Annotated in this window: 27 protein-coding genes; 10 read left to right on the forward strand and 17 right to left on the reverse strand. The window is 67.4% G+C overall.

The window, feature by feature from the left end:
- The first annotated feature begins 120 nt into the window (after nt 1-120).
- Nucleotides 121-1,653, forward strand: coding sequence for an amidophosphoribosyltransferase (gene purF / locus ACOI2T_RS04820; RefSeq protein WP_409503866.1), 1,533 nt, complete (start codon nt 121-123; stop codon nt 1,651-1,653).
- A gap of 6 nt (nt 1,654-1,659) precedes the next feature.
- On the opposite strand, the gene ACOI2T_RS04825 is transcribed toward purF, so the two are convergent.
- Nucleotides 1,660-2,640 (reverse strand): NAD(P)H-binding protein, encoded by a 981-nt coding sequence (locus ACOI2T_RS04825; RefSeq protein WP_409503865.1) that lies wholly within the window; start codon nt 2,638-2,640, stop codon nt 1,660-1,662.
- Between the two features lie 97 nt (nt 2,641-2,737).
- On the opposite strand from ACOI2T_RS04825, the gene purM reads away from it, so the two are divergent.
- Entirely contained in the window at nt 2,738-3,811 is a 1,074-nt protein-coding gene (purM, locus tag ACOI2T_RS04830) for a phosphoribosylformylglycinamidine cyclo-ligase (protein WP_409503864.1), read from the forward strand.
- A 30-nt stretch (nt 3,812-3,841) separates the two neighbouring features.
- On the opposite strand, the gene ACOI2T_RS04835 is transcribed toward purM, so the two are convergent.
- The gene (locus tag ACOI2T_RS04835) at nt 3,842-4,015 is read right to left on the reverse strand and encodes a DUF3073 domain-containing protein (RefSeq protein WP_084356514.1); all 174 of its coding nucleotides are present in this window, start codon (nt 4,013-4,015) and stop codon (nt 3,842-3,844) included.
- A 307-nt stretch (nt 4,016-4,322) separates the two neighbouring features.
- Complete coding sequence (ygfZ, locus tag ACOI2T_RS04840) at nt 4,323-5,390, reverse strand: CAF17-like 4Fe-4S cluster assembly/insertion protein YgfZ (protein ID WP_409503863.1); 1,068 nt, start codon at nt 5,388-5,390, stop codon at nt 4,323-4,325.
- 33 nt (nt 5,391-5,423) lie between these two features.
- On the opposite strand from ygfZ, the gene ACOI2T_RS04845 reads away from it, so the two are divergent.
- A complete protein-coding gene (locus ACOI2T_RS04845) occupies nt 5,424-6,299 on the forward strand; it encodes an aminodeoxychorismate lyase (RefSeq protein WP_409503862.1) in 876 nt (291 codons plus the stop codon).
- Nucleotides 6,300-6,595: 296 nt separating this feature from the next.
- On the opposite strand, the gene ACOI2T_RS04850 is transcribed toward ACOI2T_RS04845, so the two are convergent.
- The 9 genes from ACOI2T_RS04850 to lmeA all read right to left on the reverse strand — a co-directional run bounded on the left by ACOI2T_RS04850 (nt 6,596) and on the right by lmeA (nt 11,197).
- On the reverse strand, nt 6,596-6,847 hold the full coding sequence (locus tag ACOI2T_RS04850; protein ID WP_409503861.1) for a hypothetical protein: 252 nt from the start codon (nt 6,845-6,847) through the stop codon (nt 6,596-6,598).
- Nucleotides 6,847-7,503 (reverse strand): heme-binding beta-barrel domain-containing protein, encoded by a 657-nt coding sequence (locus tag ACOI2T_RS04855; protein WP_067846512.1) that lies wholly within the window; start codon nt 7,501-7,503, stop codon nt 6,847-6,849. Before ACOI2T_RS04855 ends, ACOI2T_RS04850 begins: the two co-directional genes overlap by 1 nt.
- A 105-nt stretch (nt 7,504-7,608) precedes the next feature.
- A complete protein-coding gene (locus ACOI2T_RS04860; protein ID WP_409503860.1) occupies nt 7,609-7,956 on the reverse strand; it encodes a DUF732 domain-containing protein in 348 nt (115 codons plus the stop codon).
- Between the two features lie 127 nt (nt 7,957-8,083).
- Nucleotides 8,084-8,386 carry a DUF1416 domain-containing protein gene (locus ACOI2T_RS04865; RefSeq protein ID WP_003884652.1) on the reverse strand — a complete coding sequence of 101 codons (303 nt, stop codon included), beginning with the start codon at nt 8,384-8,386 and terminating at the stop codon, nt 8,084-8,086.
- Nucleotide 8,387: 1 nt separating this feature from the next.
- Nucleotides 8,388-9,221 (reverse strand): sulfurtransferase, encoded by an 834-nt coding sequence (locus ACOI2T_RS04870; RefSeq protein WP_067846509.1) that lies wholly within the window; start codon nt 9,219-9,221, stop codon nt 8,388-8,390.
- Nucleotides 9,222-9,269: 48 nt separating this feature from the next.
- Complete coding sequence (locus ACOI2T_RS04875) at nt 9,270-9,752, reverse strand: DUF4395 domain-containing protein (RefSeq protein WP_409503859.1); 483 nt, start codon at nt 9,750-9,752, stop codon at nt 9,270-9,272.
- Nucleotides 9,753-9,843: 91 nt separating this feature from the next.
- Nucleotides 9,844-9,933, reverse strand: a complete 90-nt coding sequence (locus tag ACOI2T_RS04880) for an Ms5788A family Cys-rich leader peptide (RefSeq protein ID WP_350222965.1) — start codon at nt 9,931-9,933, stop codon at nt 9,844-9,846.
- Between the two features lie 29 nt (nt 9,934-9,962).
- On the reverse strand, nt 9,963-10,385 hold the full coding sequence (locus ACOI2T_RS04885) for a thioredoxin family protein (protein WP_067846503.1): 423 nt from the start codon (nt 10,383-10,385) through the stop codon (nt 9,963-9,965).
- The gene (gene lmeA, locus ACOI2T_RS04890) at nt 10,382-11,197 is read right to left on the reverse strand and encodes a mannan chain length control protein LmeA (protein WP_067846500.1); all 816 of its coding nucleotides are present in this window, start codon (nt 11,195-11,197) and stop codon (nt 10,382-10,384) included. The genes ACOI2T_RS04885 and lmeA overlap by 4 nt, the downstream gene beginning before the upstream one ends.
- 164 nt (nt 11,198-11,361) lie before the next feature.
- Between lmeA and ACOI2T_RS04895 the strand changes: the two genes are divergently transcribed.
- From ACOI2T_RS04895 to pstB, 6 genes are all read left to right on the forward strand, one after another.
- Nucleotides 11,362-12,165, forward strand: a complete 804-nt coding sequence (locus ACOI2T_RS04895; RefSeq protein WP_421877224.1) for a winged helix-turn-helix transcriptional regulator — start codon at nt 11,362-11,364, stop codon at nt 12,163-12,165.
- Nucleotides 12,162-13,052 (forward strand): mycothiol synthase, encoded by an 891-nt coding sequence (gene mshD, locus ACOI2T_RS04900; RefSeq protein WP_409503858.1) that lies wholly within the window; start codon nt 12,162-12,164, stop codon nt 13,050-13,052. Before ACOI2T_RS04895 ends, mshD begins: the two co-directional genes overlap by 4 nt.
- Nucleotides 13,053-13,173: 121 nt before the next feature.
- Nucleotides 13,174-14,298, forward strand: a complete 1,125-nt coding sequence (gene pstS / locus ACOI2T_RS04905) for a phosphate ABC transporter substrate-binding protein PstS (protein ID WP_409503857.1) — start codon at nt 13,174-13,176, stop codon at nt 14,296-14,298.
- A gap of 48 nt (nt 14,299-14,346) precedes the next feature.
- On the forward strand, nt 14,347-15,405 hold the full coding sequence (gene pstC, locus ACOI2T_RS04910; RefSeq protein WP_409503856.1) for a phosphate ABC transporter permease subunit PstC: 1,059 nt from the start codon (nt 14,347-14,349) through the stop codon (nt 15,403-15,405).
- Complete coding sequence (gene pstA / locus ACOI2T_RS04915) at nt 15,402-16,319, forward strand: phosphate ABC transporter permease PstA (RefSeq protein ID WP_409503855.1); 918 nt, start codon at nt 15,402-15,404, stop codon at nt 16,317-16,319. The genes pstC and pstA overlap by 4 nt, the downstream gene beginning before the upstream one ends.
- Before the next feature lie 9 nt (nt 16,320-16,328).
- The gene (gene pstB, locus ACOI2T_RS04920; protein WP_067846486.1) at nt 16,329-17,105 is read left to right on the forward strand and encodes a phosphate ABC transporter ATP-binding protein PstB; all 777 of its coding nucleotides are present in this window, start codon (nt 16,329-16,331) and stop codon (nt 17,103-17,105) included.
- Nucleotide 17,106: 1 nt separating this feature from the next.
- Here pstB and ACOI2T_RS04925 read toward each other — a convergent pair whose 3' ends face one another.
- Nucleotides 17,107-18,081 (reverse strand): quinone oxidoreductase family protein, encoded by a 975-nt coding sequence (locus ACOI2T_RS04925; protein ID WP_409503854.1) that lies wholly within the window; start codon nt 18,079-18,081, stop codon nt 17,107-17,109.
- Nucleotides 18,082-18,160: 79 nt separating this feature from the next.
- Between ACOI2T_RS04925 and ACOI2T_RS04930 the strand changes: the two genes are divergently transcribed.
- Nucleotides 18,161-18,670: a MarR family transcriptional regulator gene (locus ACOI2T_RS04930; RefSeq protein ID WP_409503853.1), complete on the forward strand. Its 510-nt coding sequence runs from the start codon at nt 18,161-18,163 to the stop codon at nt 18,668-18,670.
- Nucleotides 18,671-18,677: 7 nt separating this feature from the next.
- Here the strand turns inward: ACOI2T_RS04930 and phoU are convergent, their stop codons facing one another.
- The 4 genes from phoU to ACOI2T_RS04950 form a co-directional block, all read right to left on the reverse strand.
- On the reverse strand, nt 18,678-19,346 hold the full coding sequence (gene phoU, locus ACOI2T_RS04935) for a phosphate signaling complex protein PhoU (protein WP_409503852.1): 669 nt from the start codon (nt 19,344-19,346) through the stop codon (nt 18,678-18,680).
- A gap of 76 nt (nt 19,347-19,422) precedes the next feature.
- Nucleotides 19,423-21,648 carry an LCP family protein gene (locus ACOI2T_RS04940; protein ID WP_409503851.1) on the reverse strand — a complete coding sequence of 742 codons (2,226 nt, stop codon included), beginning with the start codon at nt 21,646-21,648 and terminating at the stop codon, nt 19,423-19,425.
- Nucleotides 21,649-21,891: 243 nt separating this feature from the next.
- The gene (gene dusB / locus ACOI2T_RS04945) at nt 21,892-23,067 is read right to left on the reverse strand and encodes a tRNA dihydrouridine synthase DusB (RefSeq protein ID WP_067846474.1); all 1,176 of its coding nucleotides are present in this window, start codon (nt 23,065-23,067) and stop codon (nt 21,892-21,894) included.
- Complete coding sequence (locus ACOI2T_RS04950) at nt 23,064-24,068, reverse strand: acyl-ACP desaturase (RefSeq protein ID WP_409503850.1); 1,005 nt, start codon at nt 24,066-24,068, stop codon at nt 23,064-23,066. The genes dusB and ACOI2T_RS04950 overlap by 4 nt, the downstream gene beginning before the upstream one ends.
- Nucleotides 24,069-24,131: the final 63 nt, after the last annotated feature.

Consider the following 24,131-nt stretch of genomic DNA (forward strand, 5'->3'; position numbering starts at 1 on the left):
GATGACGCTGTCGGTTGTTGCAAAAGTTCGGCAGCGACGGGGCGTTCGATTCCGTCGTAGCCGTACCTTGACCGTAGACTCGGTTATGTCACCAACCGCCGCCCCGGGAGCAGCCCTATCGTGACTGGTCACCAGCTCGACGAAAACGAACCACGTGAAGAATGCGGCGTATTCGGGGTCTGGGCGCCGGGTGAGGAAGTCGCCAAGCTCACCTACTACGGCCTGTACGCACTGCAACACCGCGGGCAGGAAGCCGCAGGCATCGCGGTCGCCGACGGCGCACAGGTGCTGGTGTTCAAAGACCTCGGCCTGGTCAGCCAGGTGTTCGACGAGCAGACCTTGGCCGCCATGCCCGGCCACGTCGCCGTCGGGCACTGCCGCTACTCCACGACCGGCTCTACGACCTGGGAAAACGCGCAGCCGGTGTTCCGCAACACCGCCGCAGGCACGGGCGTCGCGCTCGGCCACAACGGCAACCTCGTGAACACCGCCGAGCTGGCCGCACGGGCCCGCGACGCCGGGCTGATCGATATGAAGGGCGCGCCTGCCGCGACCACCGACTCCGACATCCTGGGCGCGTTGCTGGCCCACGGCGCTGCCGACGCCACCCTCGAGCAGGCCGCCCTCGAACTGCTGCCGACGGTGCGCGGCGCGTTCTGCCTGACCTTCATGGACGAGAACACGCTGTACGCGGCCCGTGACCCGCACGGCGTGCGGCCGCTGTCGCTCGGCCGCCTGGACCGCGGCTGGGTGGTCGCATCCGAGACCGCGGCGCTCGACATCGTCGGCGCGTCGTTCGTCCGCGACATCGAGCCCGGTGAGCTGCTCGCGATCGACGCCGACGGCGTCCGCTCCACGCGCTTCGCCAACCCCGAGCCGAAGGGCTGCGTCTTCGAGTACGTCTACCTGGCCCGGCCCGACAGCACTCTCGTCGGCCGCTCGGTGCACGCCACCCGCGTCGACATCGGCAGGCGCCTGGCGCGCGAACACCCGATCGACGCCGACCTGGTGATCGGGGTCCCGGAATCGGGCACCCCGGCCGCGGTCGGATACGCGCAGGAGTCCGGCATCCCGTTCGGGCAGGGCCTGATGAAGAACGCCTACGTGGGGCGCACTTTCATCCAGCCGTCGCAGACCATCCGCCAGCTCGGCATCCGGCTCAAGCTCAACCCGCTCAGAGAGGTGATCCGCGGCAAGCGGCTCATCGTGGTGGACGATTCGATCGTGCGCGGCAACACCCAGCGTGCGCTGATCCGGATGTTGCGCGAGGCGGGCGCCGTCGAGGTGCACGTCCGGATCGCGTCACCGCCCGTCAAATGGCCGTGCTTCTACGGCATCGACTTCGCCACCCCGGCCGAGCTGATCGCCAACGCCGCGCCCCAGGAGCACGAGGGCGAGATGCTGGAGGCCGTGCGGCACGCCATCGGCGCCGACACCCTCGGCTACATCTCGCAGCAGGGCATGATCGCGGCCACCGAGCAGCCGGCCACGCGGCTGTGCTCGGCGTGCTTCGACGGCAACTACCCGATCGAACTGCCGGGCGAGAACGCGCTGGGCAAGAACGTCATCGAGCACATGCTGGCCAGCGCCGCGCGCAGCGGCATCCCGGTTCAGGCCGACAACGACAACGCGTCGGCATTGCGTCGCCCGTAGCGAAACTCATTGCGGTGCAGTCGAACTGAACCGCAACAGGCGTCGACGGCCGGAATCGGCCGCGGTGCCGTCGCTCCGCAGCGCCTGCGTCACCGCATCGCGGTAACCGGTCAGCCCGCCGGACGGCGGCGCGATCACGTCGTCGATGTCGTGTTCACCCATGACCGCGTCACATTCCAGCGATTCGACGAGCGGCCGCGCGAGCCCGGACGGTATGGGCGTCACCAACCCGACCCACCAGCTCGCGATCGCCGGGGTGAGAAACGGCAGCACCACGATCAACCGCCTGCTCAGACCGGCGACGTCGGCGTACACCTGCATCGCCTCGCCGTACTCCATCACGTCGGGTCCGCCGACGTCCCAGGTCCGCGAGCGCGGTACCGATGCGGCGGCCGCCGCGGTGAGGTAGTGCAGCACATCGTCCACGGCGATCGGCTGGATCCTGTTGTGCACCCACTTCGGCGCCGTCATCGCCGGCAGTCGGTCGGTGAGGTGGCGGATCATCTCGAACGACGCCGAACCCGAGCCGACGACGATGCCCGCCTGCAGCACGACGGTCTCGATACCGGAGGCCAGCAGGATGCTGCCGACCTCGACACGTGACTCGAGGTGGCGGGAGAGCTCGGCGCCGTGCGGGTGCAGCCCACCGAGATAGACCAGGCGCCCGACACCGGCGGTGCGGGCAGCCTCGACCACGTTGCGCGCCGACCGCTTCTCGTCGGCGACGAAGTCCTTGGACGTGCCCATCGAGTGCACGAGGTAGTACACGACGTCCATCCCGTCGAACGCGGTGGTCAGCGAGTCCGGTTCGGTGAGATCCCCGCGGACCACCTCGACGCGGTCGCGCCACGTGGCATCGTCGAGCTTGGCGGGGGTGCGGGCCATCGCCCGGACGGCATGACCGGCCTCGAGCAATTCGGGAACGAGCCGACCCCCGATGTAGCCGGTGGCGCCGGTGACCAGACAACGGAGAGTTTCAGCGGGCACCAGGCACGGATGACCGTTTCGGTGGCCGGGCAAACCGGCTCCGCAACCCGACGGTGAGCGACGTCGGCCGGGAAGGGGAGAGGTAGCCTTGCAGGCGATGAACGAGCGCGCCGAACAACACGGCATTTCTTATGCATCGGCCGGGGTAGACATCGAAGCAGGCGACCGCGCCGTCGAACTCTTCAAACCACTCGCCGCGAAAGCGACCCGTCCCGAGGTGCGCGGCGGCCTTGGCGGGTTTGCCGGCCTCTTCGCCTTACGCGGCGGCTACCGTGAGCCCGTCCTGGCTTCGTCGACCGACGGCGTGGGCACCAAGCTGGCGGTGGCCCAGGCCATGGACAAGCACGACACCGTCGGGCTCGACCTGGTCGCGATGGTGGTCGACGACCTCGTGGTGTGCGGTGCCGAGCCGCTGTTCCTGCAGGACTACATCGCCGTCGGGCGTACCGTCCCGGAGCGCGTCAGTGCGATCGTCTCCGGCATCGCCGAAGGCTGTGTTCGGGCCGGCTGTGCGTTGCTGGGCGGCGAGACCGCCGAGCACCCGGGGCTCATGGAGCCCGACCACTACGACATCTCCGCGACCGGTGTCGGCGTCGTCGAAGCCGACGACGTGCTCGGGCCGGACCGCGTCAAACCGGGTGACGTGATCATCGCCATGGCGTCCTCCGGGCTGCACTCCAACGGCTATTCGCTGGCCCGCAAGGTGCTGCTGGAGATCGACCGGATGAACCTCGCCGGGCACGTCGAGGAGTTCGGCCGCACGCTCGGCGAAGAGCTGCTGGAGCCCACGCTGATCTACGCCAAGGACTGCCTGGCGCTGGCCGCCGAAACCCAGGTCCGGACGTTCTGCCACGTCACCGGCGGTGGTCTTGCGGGCAACCTCGAACGCGTCATCCCGCACGGGCTCACCGCAGAACTCGATCGTGGCACGTGGACCCCGGCGCCCGTCTTCCAGATGATCGCTCAGCGCGGACGTATCGAACGCGCGGAGATGGAGAAGACGTTCAACATGGGTGTCGGCATGGTGGCCGTCGTCGCGCCCGAGGACACGGACCGCGCGCTGGCCATCTTGACCGCTCGGCACCTGAACTGCTGGACGCTGGGCACGGTCAAGAAGGGCGGCAAGGACAGTGTGCGCGCCCTGCTGGTCGGCCAGCACCCGCGGTTCTAGGAGAAATGGGGTGCGGGGAGACTGGTCGGCTCAGCGCCGCCAGTCGTCCTCGCTCGCCCAGTCGTCGTCGGCGCCGTTGACATCATCGGCGTCGGGAGCTCCCGACAGCTCACGCTGGAGCTGAGAGAAATCGGTCTGCGGTGAGCTGTATTTGAGCTCACGTGCAACCTTGGTCTGCTTTGCCTTAGCCCGGCCGCGGCCCATGGGGGGACCCCCTCGCGCAATAACGGAGCGGCCCAATTACTAGGCGGCTCCGATCTGTGTGTCTTTATTGTCCTGCCAACACTTTACCGTGCCCGCCCGCGAAGTGCTGGCAGGCCCTGCCCCAAGGTAGGCGGCGGCGATCGGCTATGTGCCCTGTCACCGCGCCCCGTTGCGCGGCGGCATGACTATCACCAGGATTGCCGTGGTCGGCGGGCATCGGCGGTCGACTTCCGCAGTGACCGTCGTCACGTGCCTGGTGACCGGGTGAGTTTACGCGCCCGCGAGTCGCGGCGCGGCCAACTGCCGCCTATCGGCCGCGCAGGCGCTCCACGGCGACCCGGCCGGCACCCGCGGTGTCCGGCGGGGGCATGGAATCGGGATCGATGGCCGCCGAAACCTCGACGGCACCGCCCGTGACCAATGCGGTGTCGGCAGGCAGGCCTCGTTTGAGCAGTGCCAGGGCGATCGGTCCGTCGTCGACGTGATCGACGACTGTGCCGAGCCGTCCGACCGTGCGGCCGCCGGCGAGCACCGGATCGCCGGTCGCGGGCCGTTCTGAGGCGCCGTCCAACTGCAGCAGCACCAGCATCCGGGGTGGCTTGCCCAGGTTGTGCACGCGGGCGACGGTCTCCTGGCCGCGGTAGCAGCCTTTGTCCAGGTGGACGGCCGTGCCGATCCAGCCGACCTCGTGCGGGATGGTGCGCTCGTCGGTGTCCAGTCCGAGCCGCGGCCGGCGCGCCGCGACCCGGTGCGCCTCGTACGCCCAGACGCCTGCCGATCTGACGCCGGCTTCGGTCAGCCGGGCCCGCCAAGCCTCGATCTGATCCCCTGGAACGACTAGGTCCAACTCGGTGCCGGGGCTCGCGAGCCGTCGGACGAATCCGCCGCCGGGCAGCGCCACCGCCGTCAACTCGTCCGGCAGGGTCGTCAGACCGAGTGCCTTCAGCACCGGAACCTTGGCGACTCCCGGCCCGAGCAGCGACAGAACTCCGAGATCGGCCGGCTCCACCTGCACGTCCGCCCAGAACACCATCTTGCGCAGGTAAGCCAGCAGCGGCTCGCCCCGCCACGGCTCGGTGTCCAGATACGTCGTGCCGCCGAGCTCGGTCTGCAACCAGTGATCCTCGACGCGGCCCTGCAGATCGAGGCTCAAGTTCTCGGTGACCATGCCGTCGGGCAGTGCGCTGACGTGTTGTGTGGAGATGCTGTGCAGCCAGGTCTGACGATCCTTGCCCGTCAAGGTGAGTACTGCGCGGTTCGATCGGTCGACGAGAACGGCATCATCGGCGGCGGCGCGCTGCTCACCCAGCGGATCGCCGTAGTGCCACACGGCACCGGCGTCCGGGCCCGTCTCCGGCGCGGGAACTGCTGACATACCTCCAACTTTACGGCGCTACGCTTTGGGCCCATGGCGAGCCAACCAGCAGTGCTGGTCACCCTTGACGGGCAACTGCACGATCCCAACCTGCCGCTGCTGCACGCCGACGATCTGGCCGCCGTGCGTGGCGACGGGGTGTTCGAGACGCTGCTGGTTCGCGACGGCAGGCCATGCCTGCTGGAGGCGCACCTGGCCAGGCTCGCCCAGTCGGCCAAGATGATCGACCTGCCGGAGCCCGACCTGGAAGCCTGGCGTGCTGCCGTCGCGCTCGGCACGCGGCGCTGGGCGGCCGACCATGACGGCGAAGGCGTGCTGCGGCTCGTGTACAGCCGGGGCCGCGAAAGCGGGGGACCGCCCACGGCGTTCGCGACGATCGGCGCGCTCGCCGACCGCGTGGCCGGTGCCCGGCGCGACGGGCTCGCCGCCATCACCCTGGACCGCGGGCTGCCGGTCGGTGCGAGCGAGATGCCGTGGCTGGCGGCAGGCGCGAAGACGCTGTCCTACGCGGTGAACATGGCCGCGCTGCGGCACGCCGAACGCCACGGTGCGGGCGATGTCATATTCGTCAGCTCCGACGGCTATCTGCTCGAAGGGCCGCGCTCGACGGTCGTGATCGCGACCGAGGAGGGCGGCGAACCGGTGCTACTGACGCCGCCGCCCTGGTACCCGATTCTGCGTGGAACCACCCAGCAGGCGCTGTTCGAGGTGGCCCGCAGCAAGGGGCTGGATTGCGACTACCGTGCCCTGCGCCCCGGCGATCTGCTTACTGCACAAGGTATTTGGCTGGTGTCGAGCATCACCCTCGCGGCCCGCGTGCACACTCTCGACGGCACGCGGTTGCCTGCCGCCACGGCGGCGGCCGACGTCGCGGGGCTCGTCGACGCCGCGATTCTCAGCGATCGCTGAGCGTGGAAAAAATCGCTGGCAGCCTTTTCCGGGTCGGTGGTAGCTTCGTCTCTACACAGGGAAGGAGGTGGTCCGACAAATTGATTGATTTATGGACATGTGAGGTGGCTGCCCGCTAGCAGCGCCGGGCGAATTGCCTGCGCGCGCTGGCGAATTCCCCGCAGCCACCCGGCCCCCGAGCCCCTCGGTCTGTCCACCCAGGAACTACGGCTCGGGGGCCGCCCCATATCTGGGGTCGGCTGACCGTGGATTGCCGAAACCTTGTGGTGCGGCAGGCATTCCGTGAGCCTGCGTGGCTAGCTGGGGCCCGGTGCCAACGTCGAGCACGCCTGCATGGCCTGCTGCCAGATGCCCGGGTCGACGCCCGGAGGGGCGCCCGCGGCGGGGCCGGGAGGTGCGGGCACGCCGTGCTCACTCAGACAATGTGCATAGGAGCCGTGCTCGGCGGGAGCATCAGAGGTCGGTGCCGGTTCGGGTTCACCCGACGAACACGAAGCCAGCGCGGCCGCGGCGGCCAGCGTGGCAGCCGCCATCCAGATGCGCCGCATCAGCCGACGAACCTCGACAGCCGGGCCGACAGATGCGGCACGAGGCCGCCGTCGGCGTCGACGCGTTCCTCCACGTAGCCGAGGTCTCCGCCTTCGACGATGCCGTACAGCCGTTTCGCGCCGCCGACGAGGACACCGGACTTGCTGCGGGCCAGCGCATCGGTCACCAGTTCCCACGAGGACTGGTTGAGCGGCCTGCCGTAGAACAGCTCGACGTAGCCGGCCGAATGGGCGAGCAGCAGCTCGATCGCCTGGGTCTCAGACGGGTCGGCGGGATCGCTCACGAACCGCCAGAAGCCGGTCTCGCGCAGGCCGGGGGAGTCGTAATCGCCGGATTCGTTCAACCGCCAGGACCGGGCTTCCCAGTTCAGGTAGTCCCCGCCGTCGTGGGACACCACGATCTGCTGACCGAATCGGTAATCGCCGTGTGCGTCACGGCCCTCGCCCTCGCCGCGCCACACGCCGACCAGGGGCAGCAGCGCCAGCAGCGCGTCGTTGAGACCGACGCCGTCGCGCAGATTGGCCGTATCGGCGGGCAGGGGAAGATCGCCGAACACCGGGATGTTGCGGGCGCCCGTGGCTTTCGCGCGTTCGGCAGCCGCGGCTACGGCTCGATCGCCGGAGCCAAGTTCAGGACCGTCCTCGGGGGACGTCACGACTCGTCGGTGACGAGGCGGTACACCGCGTACAACGCGAACCACGTGATGACCACGACGGCCGCGACAAGCAGGATCTCGAAGAACAGCACCACGGCACGTATTCTAACCGCCCAGCGTCTCCGCTTCCGCTATGGCCCGTTCCAAGTGCTGCGGGCAATACTCGGCGGCCGCGGCGCCGAGAAAGAACCCGGTCTGAGTGGGAGTCCAGCCGGTGGCATTGACTCCCTCGGTGATCACGTCGGCCGCCGAAACGCCGTTTCCGAGATCCGCGCATATGCCGCGCGCGACGTCGATGAGTGTTTGCGCTGCCGCGTCGTCGGCCCAGGAGAAGCCTCCGGCTTCGAGCGTGGCGAGGAATTGCTCGTCGGAGTCTGCCGTCGCAGAAGCAGCCGTTGCCAATGCAACGACCGCAAATGTCGTGGCGGCGAATCCGACGATGGATATCTTCATTGCCGGTCCTGATGGAAGAGGTTCTCCGGCGCCCGGTTGGCGCGGGAGATACGTCCATCATTCGCCGCTACAGCAAAGCCCGCAGCGTTTTCACAGCGAAAACGCCGCGGGCTTTGCCTTGCTCGACTTAGGCGACCTTGACGTCGACCTCGTGGATCCCGGCGCCGGTCGGCGCGACGCTCGCGTCACCGTTTCCGGCGGGCGACAGCGCGCGAAGGGTCCAGGTGCCCGGTGCGGCGAAGAACCGGAAGTCACCGGTCGCCGACGCCACCACCTCGGCGGTGAACTCGTCGCTGGAGTCCAGCAGACGCACGAACGCGCCGCCGACCGCCTGGCCCGAACCGTCGACCACACGACCGGTGATCACGGTTTCCTTCTCCAGGTCGACGCCGGCCGGCAACGTCAGCCCTTGCTTGGGTGCAGAGCACATATCAACTTCCCAACTCGATCGGGGCCCCAACGAGGGAGCCGTATTCCGTCCAACTGCCGTCGTAGTTCTTGACGTTCTTGTGTCCCAGCAGCTCCTGCAGCACGAACCAGGTGTGCGAGGAACGCTCACCGATCCGGCAGTAGGCGATGGTTTCCTTCTCGCCGTCCAGGCCGGCGTCGGCGTAGATCTTGGCCAGATCCTCATCCGACTTGAAGGTGCCGTCCTCGTTGGCCGCCTTGCTCCAGGGAACGTTGATGGCGCCGGGGATATGCCCGGGACGCTGGCTCTGCTCCTGCGGCAGGTGCGCGGGCGCCAGGATCTTGCCGGAGAACTCGTCGGGCGAGCGCACGTCCACCAGGTTCTTGGCGCCGATCGCGGCGATCACCTCGTCGCGGAACGCCCGGATGCTGTTGTCGGGGTCCTTGGCGGTGTAGCTGGTCTGCGGACGCTCGACCTTGTCGGTCGACAGCGGGCGGGCGTCGAGTTCCCACTTCTTGCGGCCACCGTCGAGCAGCTTGACGTCGTTGTGGCCGTACAGCTTGAAGTACCAGTAGGCGTAGGCCGCGAACCAGTTGTTGTTGCCGCCGTAGAGGATCACGGTGTCGTCGTTGGCGATGCCGCGCTCGGAGAGCAGCTTGGAGAACTGCTGGGCGTCGACGAAGTCGCGGCGGACCGGATCCTGCAGATCGGTCTTCCAGTCCAGCTTCACCGCACCTTCGATGTGGCCGGTGTCGTAGGCGGAAGTGTCCTCGTCGACCTCCACGAATACGGTCTTCGGCGCTTTGAGATTGCTCTCGGCCCAGTCCGTGGTGACCAGGACGTCGGAGCGTGCCATGTACGAAATCCTTTCGATTGCTTGCTTTTTGAGCGGGTAAGGCGGTTTTCAGATGGGGCTTGGGGTGCGGCGTAACCGCACCACGATCGGGTAGAGCCGGCAACCCAGGCAGATGCCGAAGGCCGCGTTGAGAAATGCGGCAGCCAAGGCGAACGCCGTGGTGACCAGACCCAGTGCGGTGACGCCGAACGCGAAGCCGACTGCACCGACGGCGGCGAAGACGAAGCCGACGAACTGGGCGAACTTCAGCGGCGGAACGGGCTCACGCTCCGTGACCGGGCCGAGCCGCGGCGCCACGAACGCGGCGAACAACTTGCCGTAGGGATGCCGGCGCGGACCGGCGACCGCGCCGACGGCGAACACCACGGCCTGTGCGGCTAGCAGGACCGCTGCGGCCGGGCCGTCGACCCCGGCCACGAGAAGGGTGCCGGCGAGCACCCCGGTGGTGACCCAAGCCGTGAAGCGGGGACCGCGCACGTCCACCTGGTCCGGCCGGGTCGGACCCGGCGACCTGGTGAATGTCGATGACATGTGAACAAACTCCTGTTGTTGATGAAGGTCTGGTGGTGTGCAGCCTCGAAGCACATGGCTCGAGCGGACGCGTCAGAACGCGCGGCTGCGCTCAACAGCAACAACAACAGCAACAACCCGCAACGCGGCACAGATCGACTGCGCGACGCTTGGTGAGCACAAGCTCAAGGCGGGCTGACACGTGCCACAGCTTACCCAATGACCGGGGCCTCAAGCCAACAGCGGTTCCAGCGCCGAGCGCAGGTCAGCGGCACTGGGGACCCCGCTGGTGCGGTACCGCTGGCGTCCTTCGGCGTCGAAGATGAACGTCGTCGGCAACGAAAGGACCGAAAGGCGCCGCGCCGCCGCCGGATTGGCGTCCATGTCGATCTCGACGTGCGCGACCGCGGGCAGTTCGGCACACACCTGGTTCACCACGCGCCGGACCCCCGCGCATGGCCCGCACCAGACGGCGCTGAAGTGCACGACGGTCGGTCCGGTGGTCGACAGGCCGAGGTCGGTGGTGTCGACCTCGATGGGCTCGGCGGCCGCCTTGAGCATGCCCGCGCGCAGGGTCATCAACCGGCCGACCACATACCCCAGACCCAGCACCGCGATGAGGATCGCGATCACCGCCACCATCGTCGAACTCATCTCTGTCTGAACCCTTCGAGGTCGATCGTCACACCCTCGGCGATGCCCTCGATGATGACGTCGGAGCCGCGGGCACCCGCACTGGTCGGCGCGATCCCGAAGGGCAGCTTCTGGCCCGTGATCGTGCTGCTGAACTCGGCCAGCACGGCGGCCGTCTTGTCGGCGGGCACCGGCTCGTCGGCGGTGCCCGGCCCGGTGAGGATGCCGGTGGCGGTCAGGACGAGCGTGGTCTGGTCCGGCCCGGTGATCGACAGGTCCACGGCGACGCTGACGCGCTCGTCGAGGCCGGATGCCTTCGGGGTGCCGGTGAACACCAATCCCTTGTTACTCGAGATTCCCGACTCGGTGGTGCCACCTGTCGCGTCGTTGGTCTCGCGGGCGGGCGCCTCGACCAGGAGGTCGTCGATACCCATGAATCGACCGACGTGGGTGGAGTCGATGATGATGCGGCTCTCGGCCTTGCTGACGTGCATCGGCGCATCCGGCCGGATCAGCCACGACGCCTCGGTGATGTCGATGTCGTGCAGGGTTGCTTCGAGCGAGGCCTTGCCGACAACGGGATGCTCGACGGCACCGGCCCGAATCTCGATCTCCTTGTACTGATGGTTGCGGGCCTGCGTGATGAAGGGGAAGCCGAGGATCGCCACGGCCGGGTCCCAGTTCAGGCCTGCGGCGCTGCGCACGTTGCGGGCCAGTCGGTATTCGGCGTAGATGGCCGCGCCGAAATCGGTGCCCACCGCACCCACAACGAGCGCGGCAACGGTTGCGACAACCCCGATCAGCAGTTTGCGCACCGGCACATTGTTCCCCACCGCCCGGCGGATGAGCCGCTCGGCGCGGCTAATCAGCAGGTGAGGCGTTATCGTTAGATGACTAATGGCCGGTAACGGCTACATGTCAGTCATGAATCTGGGACATCACTAGACACCGGCGTCCGTGGTTTCCCGCCGTGATTCCCGGCGCGCCGGAGGACCCGTTGGATCTACTGCTATTGACCGTCGACCCGCATCCCGAGTCGGTCCTGCCCTCCCTGTCGCTGCTGGCCCACACCGTTCGGACCGCTCCGACAGAGGTGTCGTCCCTGCTTGAGGCCGGTAGTGCGGACGTCGCCATCGTCGACGCGCGCACGGACCTGGCGGCCGCCCGCGGCCTGTGCCGCCTGCTCGGCACCACCGGTACCTCCGTCCCGGTGGTCGCGGTGATCAACGAGGGCGGTCTGGTCGCCGTCAACCATGAATGGGGTCTGGACGAGATCCTGCTGCCCAGCACGGGGCCTGCCGAGATCGACGCGAGGCTGCGGCTGCTGGTCGGCCGCCGCGGCGGCAGCGCCAACCAGGAGAATGTCGGCAAGATCACGTTGGGTGAACTGGTCATCGACGAGGGCACGTACACCGCACGGCTTCGCGGCCGCCCGCTCGACCTCACCTACAAGGAGTTCGAACTCCTGAAATACCTCGCACAGCACGCCGGGCGGGTCTTCACGCGGGCCCAGCTCCTGCAGGAGGTGTGGGGCTACGACTTCTTCGGCGGCACCCGTACCGTCGACGTCCACGTCCGACGGCTGCGCGCCAAGCTCGGCACCGAATACGAGTCGTTGATCGGCACCGTCCGCAACGTCGGCTACAAGGCGGTCCGGCCGTCGCGGGGCCGCACGCCGGCGGCCGCGGGACCCGAGGACTCCGTCGACGACGAGGGCGATGACGGTGACCTCGACGACGCCACCTACGACTCGACGCTCGACGTCGACGGTCCGCTGGCCGGCCTGCTCCCCACCCAGTGACGGCCGCCGACTGGCGCACCGGGCTGTCCGGTGCCGATCAAGCGCAGATCCGTGAGGTCATCGCGGCGGCGGCCGCCCACGACGGGGTCGCGCCCGTCGGTGACCAGGTGCTGCGGGAACTCGGCCACGACCGCACGCGGCACCTGCTGGCCACCGAAGACGATCGCGTGGTCGGGTATCTGAATCTCGCTCCGGCCGGTGCGGATGATCCGGCGATGGCCGAGTTGGTGGTGCACCCGCAGGCCAGGCGTCGCGGCATCGGCTCGGCGATGGCGCGCACCGCGCTGGCCGAAGGGGGAGCGGGCGCCAGGATCTGGGCCCACGGAAATCTGGAACCGGCGCGGGCGCTGGCGTCGTCGCTCGGCTTGTCGATCGTCCGGGAGCTGCTGCAGATGCGCCGCCCGCTCGTCGATCTGCCGCCGCTGCGCGAGCTTCCCGCCGTGCGGATCGCCACCTACTCCGGGCCGGACGACGATGCTGAAATCCTGCGAGTGAACAACGCCGCGTTCTCCTGGCACCCCGAGCAGGGTGGGTGGACCGAGCGTGAGATCGACGAACGCCGCAACGAACCGTGGTTCGATCCCGAAGGCCTGTTCGAGGCGTTCGACGAGCAGACCGGCCGGCTTCTGGGCTTCCACTGGACGAAGGTGCACGACGCCGATGTCGGCGAGGTCTACGTCGTCGGTGTCGACCCCGAAGCGCAGGGGCGCGGTCTCGGCGCGGCACTCACGTTGATCGGCCTGCACCACCTTGCCGACCGTCTGACAGCAAGTTCACAGCCGACGGTCATGCTTTACGTCGAGGCAGATAACTCGGCCGCCGTCAACACGTACCGAAAATTGGGTTTCGAGGTGTTCGGCGTAGACGCCGCGTACGCCGCCGGTTAACCCGGCTAGCTGTGAAATCGCTGAACCTGTTCACCGCTCGTTCACCTTCTGTCCGCGATCCGTCCACCGTGGCCGAATACGTTGCCGGGGAGTCTGAAGCCGTCAACTGAAAGTGGGACAAGTGAAGCTCTACAGCATCGGCAGGGGTATCGGCACGGCGCTCTCGGCGACGGCCATCGCAGCGCTCACGCTGACCGCGTGCGGCAGCGACAACAACGCCGGCACCTCATCGCCCACCAACGGGGACGCCGCGGCCTCCTCCGCGGAGTGCGGTGGCAAGAACTCGCTCACCGCCGAGGGCTCGACGGCTCAGCAGAATGCGATTGCGGAGTTCAACAAGGCCTGGGGACAGGCCTGCTCGGGCAAGAACCTGTCGTACAACCCGACCGGCTCCGGCGCTGGCCGTGAGCAGTTCATCGCGAAGCAGGTCGACTTCGCTGGATCCGACTCGGCGCTGAAGGACGATCAGATCAAGGCCGCCGCCGACCGCTGCGGTGGCAACCCGGCGTGGCACCTGCCGCTCGTGTTCGGCCCCGTCGCCATGGCCTACAACCTCGAGGGCGTCGACAAGGTCGTTCTGAACGCCGACCTGCTCGCCAAGATCTTCCAGGGCCAGATCACCAAGTGGAACGATCCGGCCATCGCCGCACTCAACGCCGGCACCAACCTGCCCGACGTCGACATCAAGCCGATCTACCGCTCGGATTCGTCGGGCACCACCGACAACTTCCAGAAGTACCTCGTCGCGGCCGCGCCGCAGGCGTGGACCAAGGGTGACGGCAGCGAGTTCAACGGCGGCGCAGGCGAAGGCGCCCAGAAGTCGTCCGGTGTCGTGCAGGCCGTGCAGGCCACCCCGGGTGCCATCGGCTACGTGGAGAAGGGCTTCGCCGAGCAGGCTCAGCTGCCCTTCGCCCAGATCGACAGCGGCGCCGGTGCGGTCGAGCTGACCGACGAGTCGGCCGCCAAGGCCATCGACGCCGCCACATTCGCCGCCGAGGGCAACGATCTGGTGCTCGACCTGAACTCGCTGTACGGCACCAAGGAGGCGGGCGCCTACCCGCTCGTGCTGGCCACCTACAACATCGTGTGCTCGAAGGGCTATGACGCCGACACCGCCGCCGCGGTGAAGTCCTTCATGACCGTCGCGGTCAACGAGGGCCAGGCCAACCTGTCCGCCGCCGGCTACGTGCCGCTGCCGGACGCCTTCAAGGAGCGTCTGGTGACCTCCATCGACGCAATCGCCTGATTGGCGAGCGAAACATAACGAAACTGGTGAGGATGGATTTCGGACCACATGACCGACAAAGGTCCCGACGGGACAACAGTGACTACGCCGAATCCTGCTGACGCGGGGTCGGGTGAGGTTGTCGCCTCACCCTTCCCCGAACCGGAACCCATCTCCACCAACCCCTCCAAGGGGGCGAAGGTCCGCCCCGCGGACCGGATCTTCCAGGGGCTTGCCGAGGGCTCGGGCATCCTGATCGTCGCGCTCATCGCGGCGATCGGGGTGTTCCTGCTCTGGCGCGCGATTCCGGCGCTCGCCCGAAACGAGGAGAACTTCTTCCTCTACGGCGGCAACTGGATCACCACCGACACCTCGGCGATGCACTTCGGCATCCTCGACCTGCTGCAGGTGACGGTGTTCGTCTCGGTGTTCGCCCTGATCCTCGCCATGCCGGTGGCGCTGGGTATCGCGATCTTCCTGACGCAGTACGCCCCGAGGCGGCTGTCCGGCCCGCTGGCCTACATGGTGGACCTGCTGGCCGCGGTGCCGTCGATCGTCTACGGCGTGTGGGGCCTGTACGTACTCGCGCCGGTGCTCAAGCCGTTTGCGGTGTGGCTCAACGAAAACCTGTCGTGGCTGTTCCTGTTCCAGACGGGTAACGCCTCGGTGGCCGGTGGCGGCACGATCTTCACCGCGGGCATCGTGCTCGCCGTGATGATCCTTCCGATCATCACCGCGGTGACGCGCGAGGTGTTCGTGCAGACACCGCGCGGTCAGATCGAGGCGGCGCTGGCGCTGGGCGCCACGCGCTGGGAAGTCGTACGCACCACGGTCCTTCCGTTCGGCATGTCGGGCTACATCAGCGGCGCCATGCTCGGCCTGGGCCGTGCGCTCGGTGAGACGATCGCGCTGCTGATCATCCTGCGCGGCACGCAGACGGCGTTCAGCTGGTCGCTGTTCGACGGTGGTTACACCTTCGCGAGCAAGATCGCGGCCACCGCAAGCGAATTCAACGACCAGTACAAGGCAGGCGCCTACATTGCCGCCGGTCTTGTGCTGTTCATCCTCACCTTCATAGTGAACTCGCTGGCCCGCGCCGCGGTCGCCGGAAGGGGCGCGAAATCATGACGACCTCCACACTCGAACAGCCGGTCAAGGCGCCTGCGTTCCAAGGCGTGAGCCTGCGCCGCAAGGCGACGAACAACTTCGCAACGGTGCTTGTCTCGGTGTCGGTGCTGATTGCGCTCGTGCCGCTGCTGTGGGTGCTCTACTCGGTGATCACCAAGGGATTCGCGGCGATCACGTCACCGGTGTGGTTCACCAACTCGCAGGCCGGTATGACGGCGTTCTCACCCGGCGGCGGTGTGTACCACGCGATCGTCGGAACTCTGCTGCAGGGCATCGTCTGCTCGCTGATCTCGATTCCGATCGGCGTCATGGTGGCGGTGTACCTCGTCGAGTACGGCGGCGGTACGCGGCTGGGCAAGATCACCACGTTCATGGTCGACATCCTGACCGGTGTGCCCTCGATCGTGGCGGCGCTGTTCATCTACGCCCTGTGGGTGGCGACCCTCGGTTTCGAGCGGTCCGGCTTCGCGGTGTCACTGTCGTTGGTGCTCTTGATGATTCCGGTGATCGTGCGGGCCACCGAGGAGATGCTGCGCATCGTCCCGATGGATCTGCGTGAGGCGAGCTACGCGCTGGGTGTGCCGAAGTGGAAGACGATTGTGCGCATCGTGATCCCGACGGCGCTCTCGGGCATCGTGACCGGCATCATGCTGTCGCTGGCCCGGGTGATGGGTGAGACGGCGCCGCTGCTGATTCTGGTCGGCTATGCGCAGGCGATGAACTTCGACATGTTCGGCGGTTTCATGGGCTCGTTGCCCGGCATGATGTACGACCAGATCTCGGCGGGTGCGGGTGCCAACCCGGTCCCCACCGATCGGCTCTGGGGTGCGGCACTGACGCTCATCCTGCTGATCGCCCTGCTCAATGTCGGTGCGCGCTTCGTCGCGAAAATCTTTGCCCCCAAGAAGGTTTAGGAGCTACCCATGGCCAAGCGGCTAGATCTCAAAGACGTCAACATCTACTACGGGTCGTTCCACGCCGTCGCCGACGTCGCGCTGTCGGTTCAGCCGCGCAGCGTGACCGCGTTCATCGGCCCATCGGGCTGCGGCAAGTCGACCGTGCTCCGCACGCTCAACCGCATGCACGAGGTCATCCCGGGTGCGCGGGTCGAGGGCTCGGTGCTGCTCGACGGCGAGGACATCTACGGCGCAGGCGTCGACCCGGTGGGCGTGCGTAAGACCATCGGCATGGTGTTCCAGCGCCCGAATCCGTTCCCCACCATGTCGATTCGCGACAATGTGGTGGCCGGCCTGAAACTGCAGGGCGTGCGCAACAAGAAGACGCTCGACGAGGTCTGCGAGCGTTCGCTCAAGGGCGCGAACCTGTGGAACGAGGTCAAGGACCGTCTCGACAAGCCGGGCGGCGGCCTGTCCGGTGGTCAGCAGCAGCGGTTGTGCATCGCCCGCGCGATCGCGGTGCAGCCCGACGTGCTGCTGATGGACGAGCCGTGCTCGGCGCTCGACCCGATCTCGACGCTGGCGATCGAGGATCTGATCTCCACGCTCAAGCTGGATTACACGATCGTCATCGTCACGCACAACATGCAGCAGGCCGCCCGCGTGAGTGATCAGACGGCGTTCTTCAACCTCGAGGCCACCGGCAAGCCCGGCCGGCTCATCGAGATCGACGACACCGAGAAGATCTTCTCCAACCCGAACCAGAAGGCGACCGAGGACTACATCTCCGGCCGCTTCGGCTGAGTCAGGGCGTCAACACCACACGCGTGCCCGAAGGCCCGGTAGCTGTCCACACCTGCTCGACGTCGGACAGCGGCCGGGCCTGCGTGCGTAATTGGAGTTCGCCCGACGCGACCATGGTGAACAGCTTCGGCAACGCTTCGGTGCGGGTCTGCACCATGACCTCGGGCGGGACACTGCCGATGCCCACGCCGCACAACGTGATTCCGGTGCTGCGCAGCACGCCCGCATCGAGGTTGAGCGCCGGGCCTGCCATCGAGCCGATCTGGACGAAGCGCGTGGCGTGGTGATGCGCTGCCGGGTGGCTGTTGGCCAGGGCTGTCAACGTCTGTTCGGCGGGCTCGCCCCACAGATAGTCGAGCACGGCGTCGAAGGGCCGCTGCGCGTGTAGTTCGGCCACCCTCGCGCCGAGATCGTCTGTCCCAAGCGCGATGACGTCGTGTGCGCCGGCGGTCCGCAACCACTCCAGGCGGCCGGCGTCGCGGCCGGCCACCACGATCCTGGCAGCGCCGAACGCTGAGCCGGCCAGTTGCACGGCCATCGAGCCCGTCACGCCGGTGGCGCCCAGCACCAGGACATGGTCGCCGGGCTGGACCGCCGCGGCATACGACAGTGAGATCCAGGCCGACATGCCCGGATTCGGCACCGCCGCTGCGACCACCGAATCGACATGTTCGGGTACCTCGACGCCGCCCGTGGGGTTGACCAGCGCGCGCTGCGCCATCATGCCGTACGGGGGGAGCGCGCCCGTGTAGATGCGGCGCCCATCGGCGAGGCGGGCGATCCCGTCGATCCCAGGAATCGCGGGCAATTGGATTTCCTTGCTGGCGTAGTGCTTTCCGCTCATGAGACCGCGGGTGATGTTGGTCAGGGCGGATGCCTCGACGTCGGCGACCTCGGCACCGTCGCGTGGCTGCGGGTCCGGAACGTCGGTGTATCTAGGGGTCTCGCCCCATTGCGTGACAACTGCGGCCTTCATGATCGCTCCATGGTTTCCTCGGATATGGTTTCTCAGGAAACGATATACCGGCGCGCGACGGGATGGCAATATGGTTTCCGTGAAAACCAAGACTGCGCTGGTCGAGGGCATCACCGAGCTGCTCGCCAAGGTGGGGGACAAGTTCGACGGCGACGAGGACGGCGACGCCGAGCGCGACTTCATGGCGCAGCGGTGCCCGGCCGAGCTGTCAGCTGCGGTGCGGACGCTGCCGACGCTGTCGATGCATCTGCTGGCAGCCATCGCCGACGGGCCGGTGAGCATCGTCGGCCTGGCCGCCAGGTCGGGTCAGCTCAAGGGCACGGTGTCCAAACATGTCCAGCGCCTCGTCGAGGCCGGGCTCGTGACCCGAACGCCGATCCCCGGCAATCGCAAGGAGATCGAGCTCGCACTGAGCGCCGACGGCGAACTCGTCGCGGAGCTGCACCGGCAGCTCCACGAGGAGATGAACCGGGGGTTCGCCGATTTCCTGATGCGCTACAGCACTGCTGAACTGCAGGTGCTGACAAAAGTTCTGCGCGACCTCGCGGCCGCGCAGAAAGTGGGTGTCCGCCTGGTGCCGGCGGACTGAACCCGCATCAGTGCTGGTTGGCGACCTTCTCGCCGTCCGGATAGCTTCCGGTGACCTGGAAGATGACCCGACGGGCAACCTCGACCGCATGATCTGCGAATCGCTCGTAGAACCGGCTCAGCAACGTGACATCGACCGCGGCGGTCACGCCGTGCTTCCACTCCCGGTCCATCAGGACGGTGAAGAGATGGCGATGAAGATCGTCCATCGCGTCGTCTTCTTCCTGGATCCGAGCGGCCTTCTCCGGATCGCGGGTGATCAACACCTCGCGGGCGGCGTGGCCCAATTCGACTGCGACCCGGCCCATTTCCGAGAAGTAGCCGTTGACCTCTTCGGGCAGCGCGTGCTGGGGGTGCCGGCGCCGCGCGATCTTCGCCACGTGCAGCGCGAGGGCCCCCATGCGGTCGACGTCCGCCACGATCTGAATGGAACCGACGACGGAACGCAGATCCCCCGCTACCGGCGCCTGCAGGGCCAGCAACACGAATGCGGATTCCTCGGCCTGCGCGCTGAGTGCCGTCATCTGGTCGTGGTCGGTGATGACCTGCTCGGCCAGTACGAGATCGGCTTGCAGGAGTGCCTGGGTGGCGCGCTCCATCGCGGTACCCGCCAACTCGCACATGACGCCGAGCTGGTCTGTGAGTGAATCCAACTGTTCGTGGTACTGGGTACGCATGCACCAAGATTAGGCGGTCAGAGGCCTGATAGTCACGACGCCATGAGTGAACGGACAGTGAATGCCCTTCACCGGACTATTCGCAGGTCGTGTCCGCGGCGTTCGTGACGTTCAGGTCCTCGGGCAGATGGGTCGGCGGGCTGTTGGTGCCGTGCACGACGTTCACCTGTACGGGCGAACCGCTCGGGGTGGGCGCATTGACGGCGTTGAAGTCGCTACCCAGCACGACCTGCACGACATCGCCCATGCCGCCGACCCGTTCGATGGTCGGGTTCGGGAACGAGGATGCCACCGTCGCGGCCGCCTCCTCGTTGCCGGGGGAGAAGAACACCGTGGTCGACGCGAGCGGACCCGGGTAGTCGTCCGGCGTGTTCACGTTGAATCCATGCTGCTGCAGCTCGGTGGCAGCGGTTGCCGCGAGCCCGCTCTGGCCGGTCGAGTTCGAGACCTGGACGGTGACATGCTGCGGTTCGGTGGTGATGGCGTTCACCAGCTCGGCGGGTTCCGGCGCGGTGGGTGCGGGTGCCTCCGTGGTCGTCTCCGGTGCCTGCGATGCCTGAGCGGACGACGTGGCGGATTCCGGCGTGCCGGGCACCGGCGTGTTGTCCGGGTTCTTCTCGCCGGGCAACGGGTCGTCGTTGATGATCGCGTCGAACAGCGCCTGCATGTCCTCGATGCGAGGCTGCTCATTGCCCCATTCGTCGGCATAGCCGGTGGTCGGGACCGTCACGAAGGTGATCCGCCCGGCGTTGACGCCCTGCACCGACTGGCCGAGGTCGACGAGATCCTTGGTCTTGATGTTGTCGACGTAGCTGTCGGCGATGAACATGTTGACGACGTTGTTGAGCTTGTTCAGCGAGAAGAACGTGTCCTTGGAGATCAGTGATCGCAACAGCGACGACAGGAACAGCTGCTGGCGTTTGATCCGGCCGTAGTCGCCGTTGAACTCGGTGGTGACCTGGCGGGCCCGCACGTAATTGAGTGCCGTGTGGCCGTCGACGGTCTGGCGGCCTGCGTTGGCCAGGACGGTGCCGAGCTCGTAGTCCTCCAGCGGCGTGGTGCTGCATACCTCGACGCCGCCGAGCGCGTCGACCATCTTCGCGAATCCGGCGAAGTCGACGGCCATGAAGCGGTTGATCGACAGGCCGGACATCTTCTGGATGACCTTCACGAGGCATTTGGGCCCACCGAAGGCGAACGCCGAGTTCAGCTTGGTTTCGGTATAGACCTGGTCGGGGCCGTAGGTGCCGGATTCCTCGTCGTAGAGCGGGCCGTACGTGGCCGTCTCGGCGTTCCACGGCTCGCACTCGATCGGGCTGATCTCCAGATCGCGGGGGAACGACACCGCGACCACACGTTCCCGGTTGGCGGGGATGTTGACGAGCATGATCGTGTCGGACCGTGCTCCGCCGGCGTCCTCGGTGTTGCCCGCGCCCATGTCGGCGTTCTCACCGAACCGGCTGTCGACGCCGACGATCAGGAAGTTCTCGTCACCGAACTGGGCGTTCGGGTCGATGATGTCGCGCGAGTTCGGGTCGAGCGCGGCAACCTTGTTGAGCAGGTTGTTCTTCGACGTCTGCCACTGCCACGCGCCGCCGGTCAGGACCAGCGTCAGCACGGCGATCAAGGCGGCGATCGCCCGGCCCGCCAGCATGACCTTGCGGCGCGACGCCGGATCACGCTCCTCGAACTCGTCGAAGTCCTGGAGGTCGTCCACCGGCTCGTCTGCCCGGGGCGAGCGGCCGGGCCGCCACGAGGGCCGGTGCGTGTCCGGCAGATCGGGATGGTCGCGAACCGCCGGGATGACTTCGGTCTCCATCGCGTCCGGGTCGCGCATCGGCGCGGGCGCCGGTGCGAACTCTGCGGGCGCGAATGCTTGGGGTTCGTAGACGTCGGGCGGGTAGTCCGACGGATAGTCCTCGGGCTCGTACCGCACCGGCTCAAGAATCTCGGTCCGTTCGGCCGGTCGTTCGGGCTGAGGTTGGAACGCGGGCTCGGGCTCTGGTGTCGGCTTCGGTTCAGGCTCCGGCTCCGGTTCGAGCCGGTGGCGGGAGCGCCGCGGCGCGTTCTCGGGCGCGGTCCCGGCGACCTTGGCGATGAGATCGGCGACGGTGACGCCGTCGGCATGGCTTCCGGTGGGCTCGTCGGGTGTCACGTCGTCCGGTTGCACGCGATCACTGCGTTCCCACGGCGCGGCGCCTGGTAAAGGCTGTGGCGATCGGGTAATCCATTGGTTGTCGGAGCCGTCCTCCGGGGCACGGTGGCGCCGACGGCCAGGAGTGGCGTTGTCGCCGTCACTCATGTCCTATCGGCCTCCGACTCCATGGATAGTGCGCGTCGGTGCGCGTCAATCTGCCTGGCGCTGCTAGTGCTGACCCCTAAATCTTCTAGCAGCAGTGTGCGTGGCTGCGCTACTTGAGGGGCGATTGCGTCAGCCGCGACAGGATCCTCATCGTACTGAGCCATCCTGAGAGACGGCCAGTCACGAGAGATGACAGACCCGTCTCGAGTTTGTCTCGATGGCCGACGCGATCGCCGATGGGGATCAGCCTCCCGAGTGCATGACGTCGGCGCCGGTGGGCACCGCGCAGTCGTCGGGATCGTCGAGCCAGCCCTCGGGCAGCGAGACCGAGGCCGCCGAGCCCTGCCTGCCACGGGGGCCGGTCGCGGCGGGCGGGAACGGCGCGTCGCGATCCACTTGGTCGAGCAGCTCGTCGAGCTCGCGCAGCGTCTTGACCAGAGCCAGGGAACGACGCAAATCGGCCCCGGCGGGGAAGCCGTGCAGGTACCACGCGACGTGTTTGCGGATGTCACGCATGCCCTTGTCCTCGCCGAAGTGCTCGCTCAGCAACTCGCCGTGGCGGCGCACGATGTCGGCTACCTCGCCGAGCGTCGGCGGGGTCGGGATCGGCCGGCCGTTGAACGCCGCGGACAGCTCGGCGAACAGCCAGGGCCGCCCGAGGCAGCCGCGGCCGATCACCACGCCGTCGCAGCCGGTGGCCGCCATCATCGCCAGCGCGTCATCGGCCTCGAAGATGTCACCGTTGCCGAGTACCGGGACCGTCGTGACGTGTGCTTTGAGGGCGGCGATCTGGTCCCAGTCGGCGGTGCCGGAGTACCGCTGCGACGCCGTACGTGCGTGCAGGGCAACGGCGGCCGCGCCCTCCTCGGCGGCGATCCGGCCGGCATCGAGGTGGGTGTGGTGTGCGTCGTCGATCCCGATGCGGAACTTGACCGTGACGGGGATGTCCGTGCCCTCGGTCGCGCGTACGGCTGCGGCGACGATCTGGCCGAACAGCCGGCGCTTGTAGGGCAGGGCAGCGCCGCCGCCGCGCTTGGTGACCTTGGGCACCGGGCAGCCGAAGTTCATGTCGATGTGATCGGCCATGCCCTCGTCGGCGATCATCTTCGCGGCCCGGTAGGTGGTCTCCGGGTCCACGGTGTAGAGCTGAAGCGACCGGGGTGACTCGTCGGGCGCGAACGTCGTCATGTGCATGGTGACGGGGTGGCGCTCGACGAGCGCACGCGCGGTCACCATCTCGCAGACGTACAGACCGCTGACGGTGCCTGCCCGCGCGACTTCGAGCTCGCGGCACAGGGTGCGGAAGGCGACGTTGGTCACCCCGGCCATCGGCGCGAGGACGACTGGGCTGCGCAATGCGATCGACCCGATCTGGAGGCCAGATCGGGTCGTATCGGCGGGCGGTGCCGTCAGGGTCATGCCGTCGACGAGGTCGTCACCAACAGGTTCTTCATGGCCTTCTTCTCGGCCACCTTCTTCTCGCGCTCCAGGCGGCGCTGCTTGGCCACCTCGAACTTGTCGCAGGCGTCCTCGAGCTCCTCGACCAGCCGGCCCAGGTCGTCACGCAGGCGCGCGCCTTCACCGGTGAAATCCTCGCGCTCGAAGATGCGCCACTTCTTGAGCACCGGCATGACCACGTCGTCGAGGTGGATGCGCGGGTCGTACACGCCACCGACGGCGATGATCACGGCCTTGCGGCGGAACTCCGGCACGGTGAACCCGGGCATCTTGAAGTTGTCGAGCACGCGGTGCAGCGACTTCATGGCCTGGTTGGGGCAGATGTCGAGGCCGGCGGCCGAAACATCGCGGTAGAAGATCATGTGCAGGTTCTCGTCACCTGAGATGCGCTGCAGCAGCTGATCGGCGATGGGCTCGTCGCACGCCTTGCCGGTGTTGCGGTGCGAGACGCGGGTCGCGAGTTCCTGGAACGTCACGTAGATGACGGAGTCGAACAGGCTCTCGGCAAACAGGTCGCCCTGCTGGTTCTGGCCGGGGGAGAAGCCGCGGGTGACCTGCTCGACGCGCAACTCCTCGAGCTGCACCGGGTCGACGGCGCGCGTCACCACGAGGTAGTCGCGCAGCGCGATGCCGTGCCGGTTCTCCTCGGCGGTCCAGCGGTTGACCCACTGGCCCCATGCGCCGTCCATACCCATGTTCATCGCGATCTCGCGGTGGTAGGAGGGCAGGTTGTCCTCGGTGAGCAGGTTCTGCACCATCGCGGTCTGGGCGACCTCGGACAGCTTGGACTGCCCCGGCTCCCAGTCCTGGCCGCCGAGGGCGTAGTAGTTCTTGCCGTCCGACCACGGGATGTAGTCGTGCGGGTTCCAGTCCTTGCGCATCCGCATGTGGCGGTTGATGGCCGTCTCGACGACGGGCTCAAGCTCGTGCAGGAGCTGTAGGTCGGTGAGTTCCTTCGTCATAGGTCCTTACCCTCCTCGCGTCCGGAGACGCCGCCCAGTTATCTGTACCTGTTGGTTGCAGTC

Origin of the sequence: Mycolicibacterium wolinskyi str. Jessa 2025 (assembly GCF_049241375.1) — a bacterium.
GTDB lineage: Bacteria > Actinomycetota > Actinomycetes > Mycobacteriales > Mycobacteriaceae > Mycobacterium > Mycobacterium wolinskyi.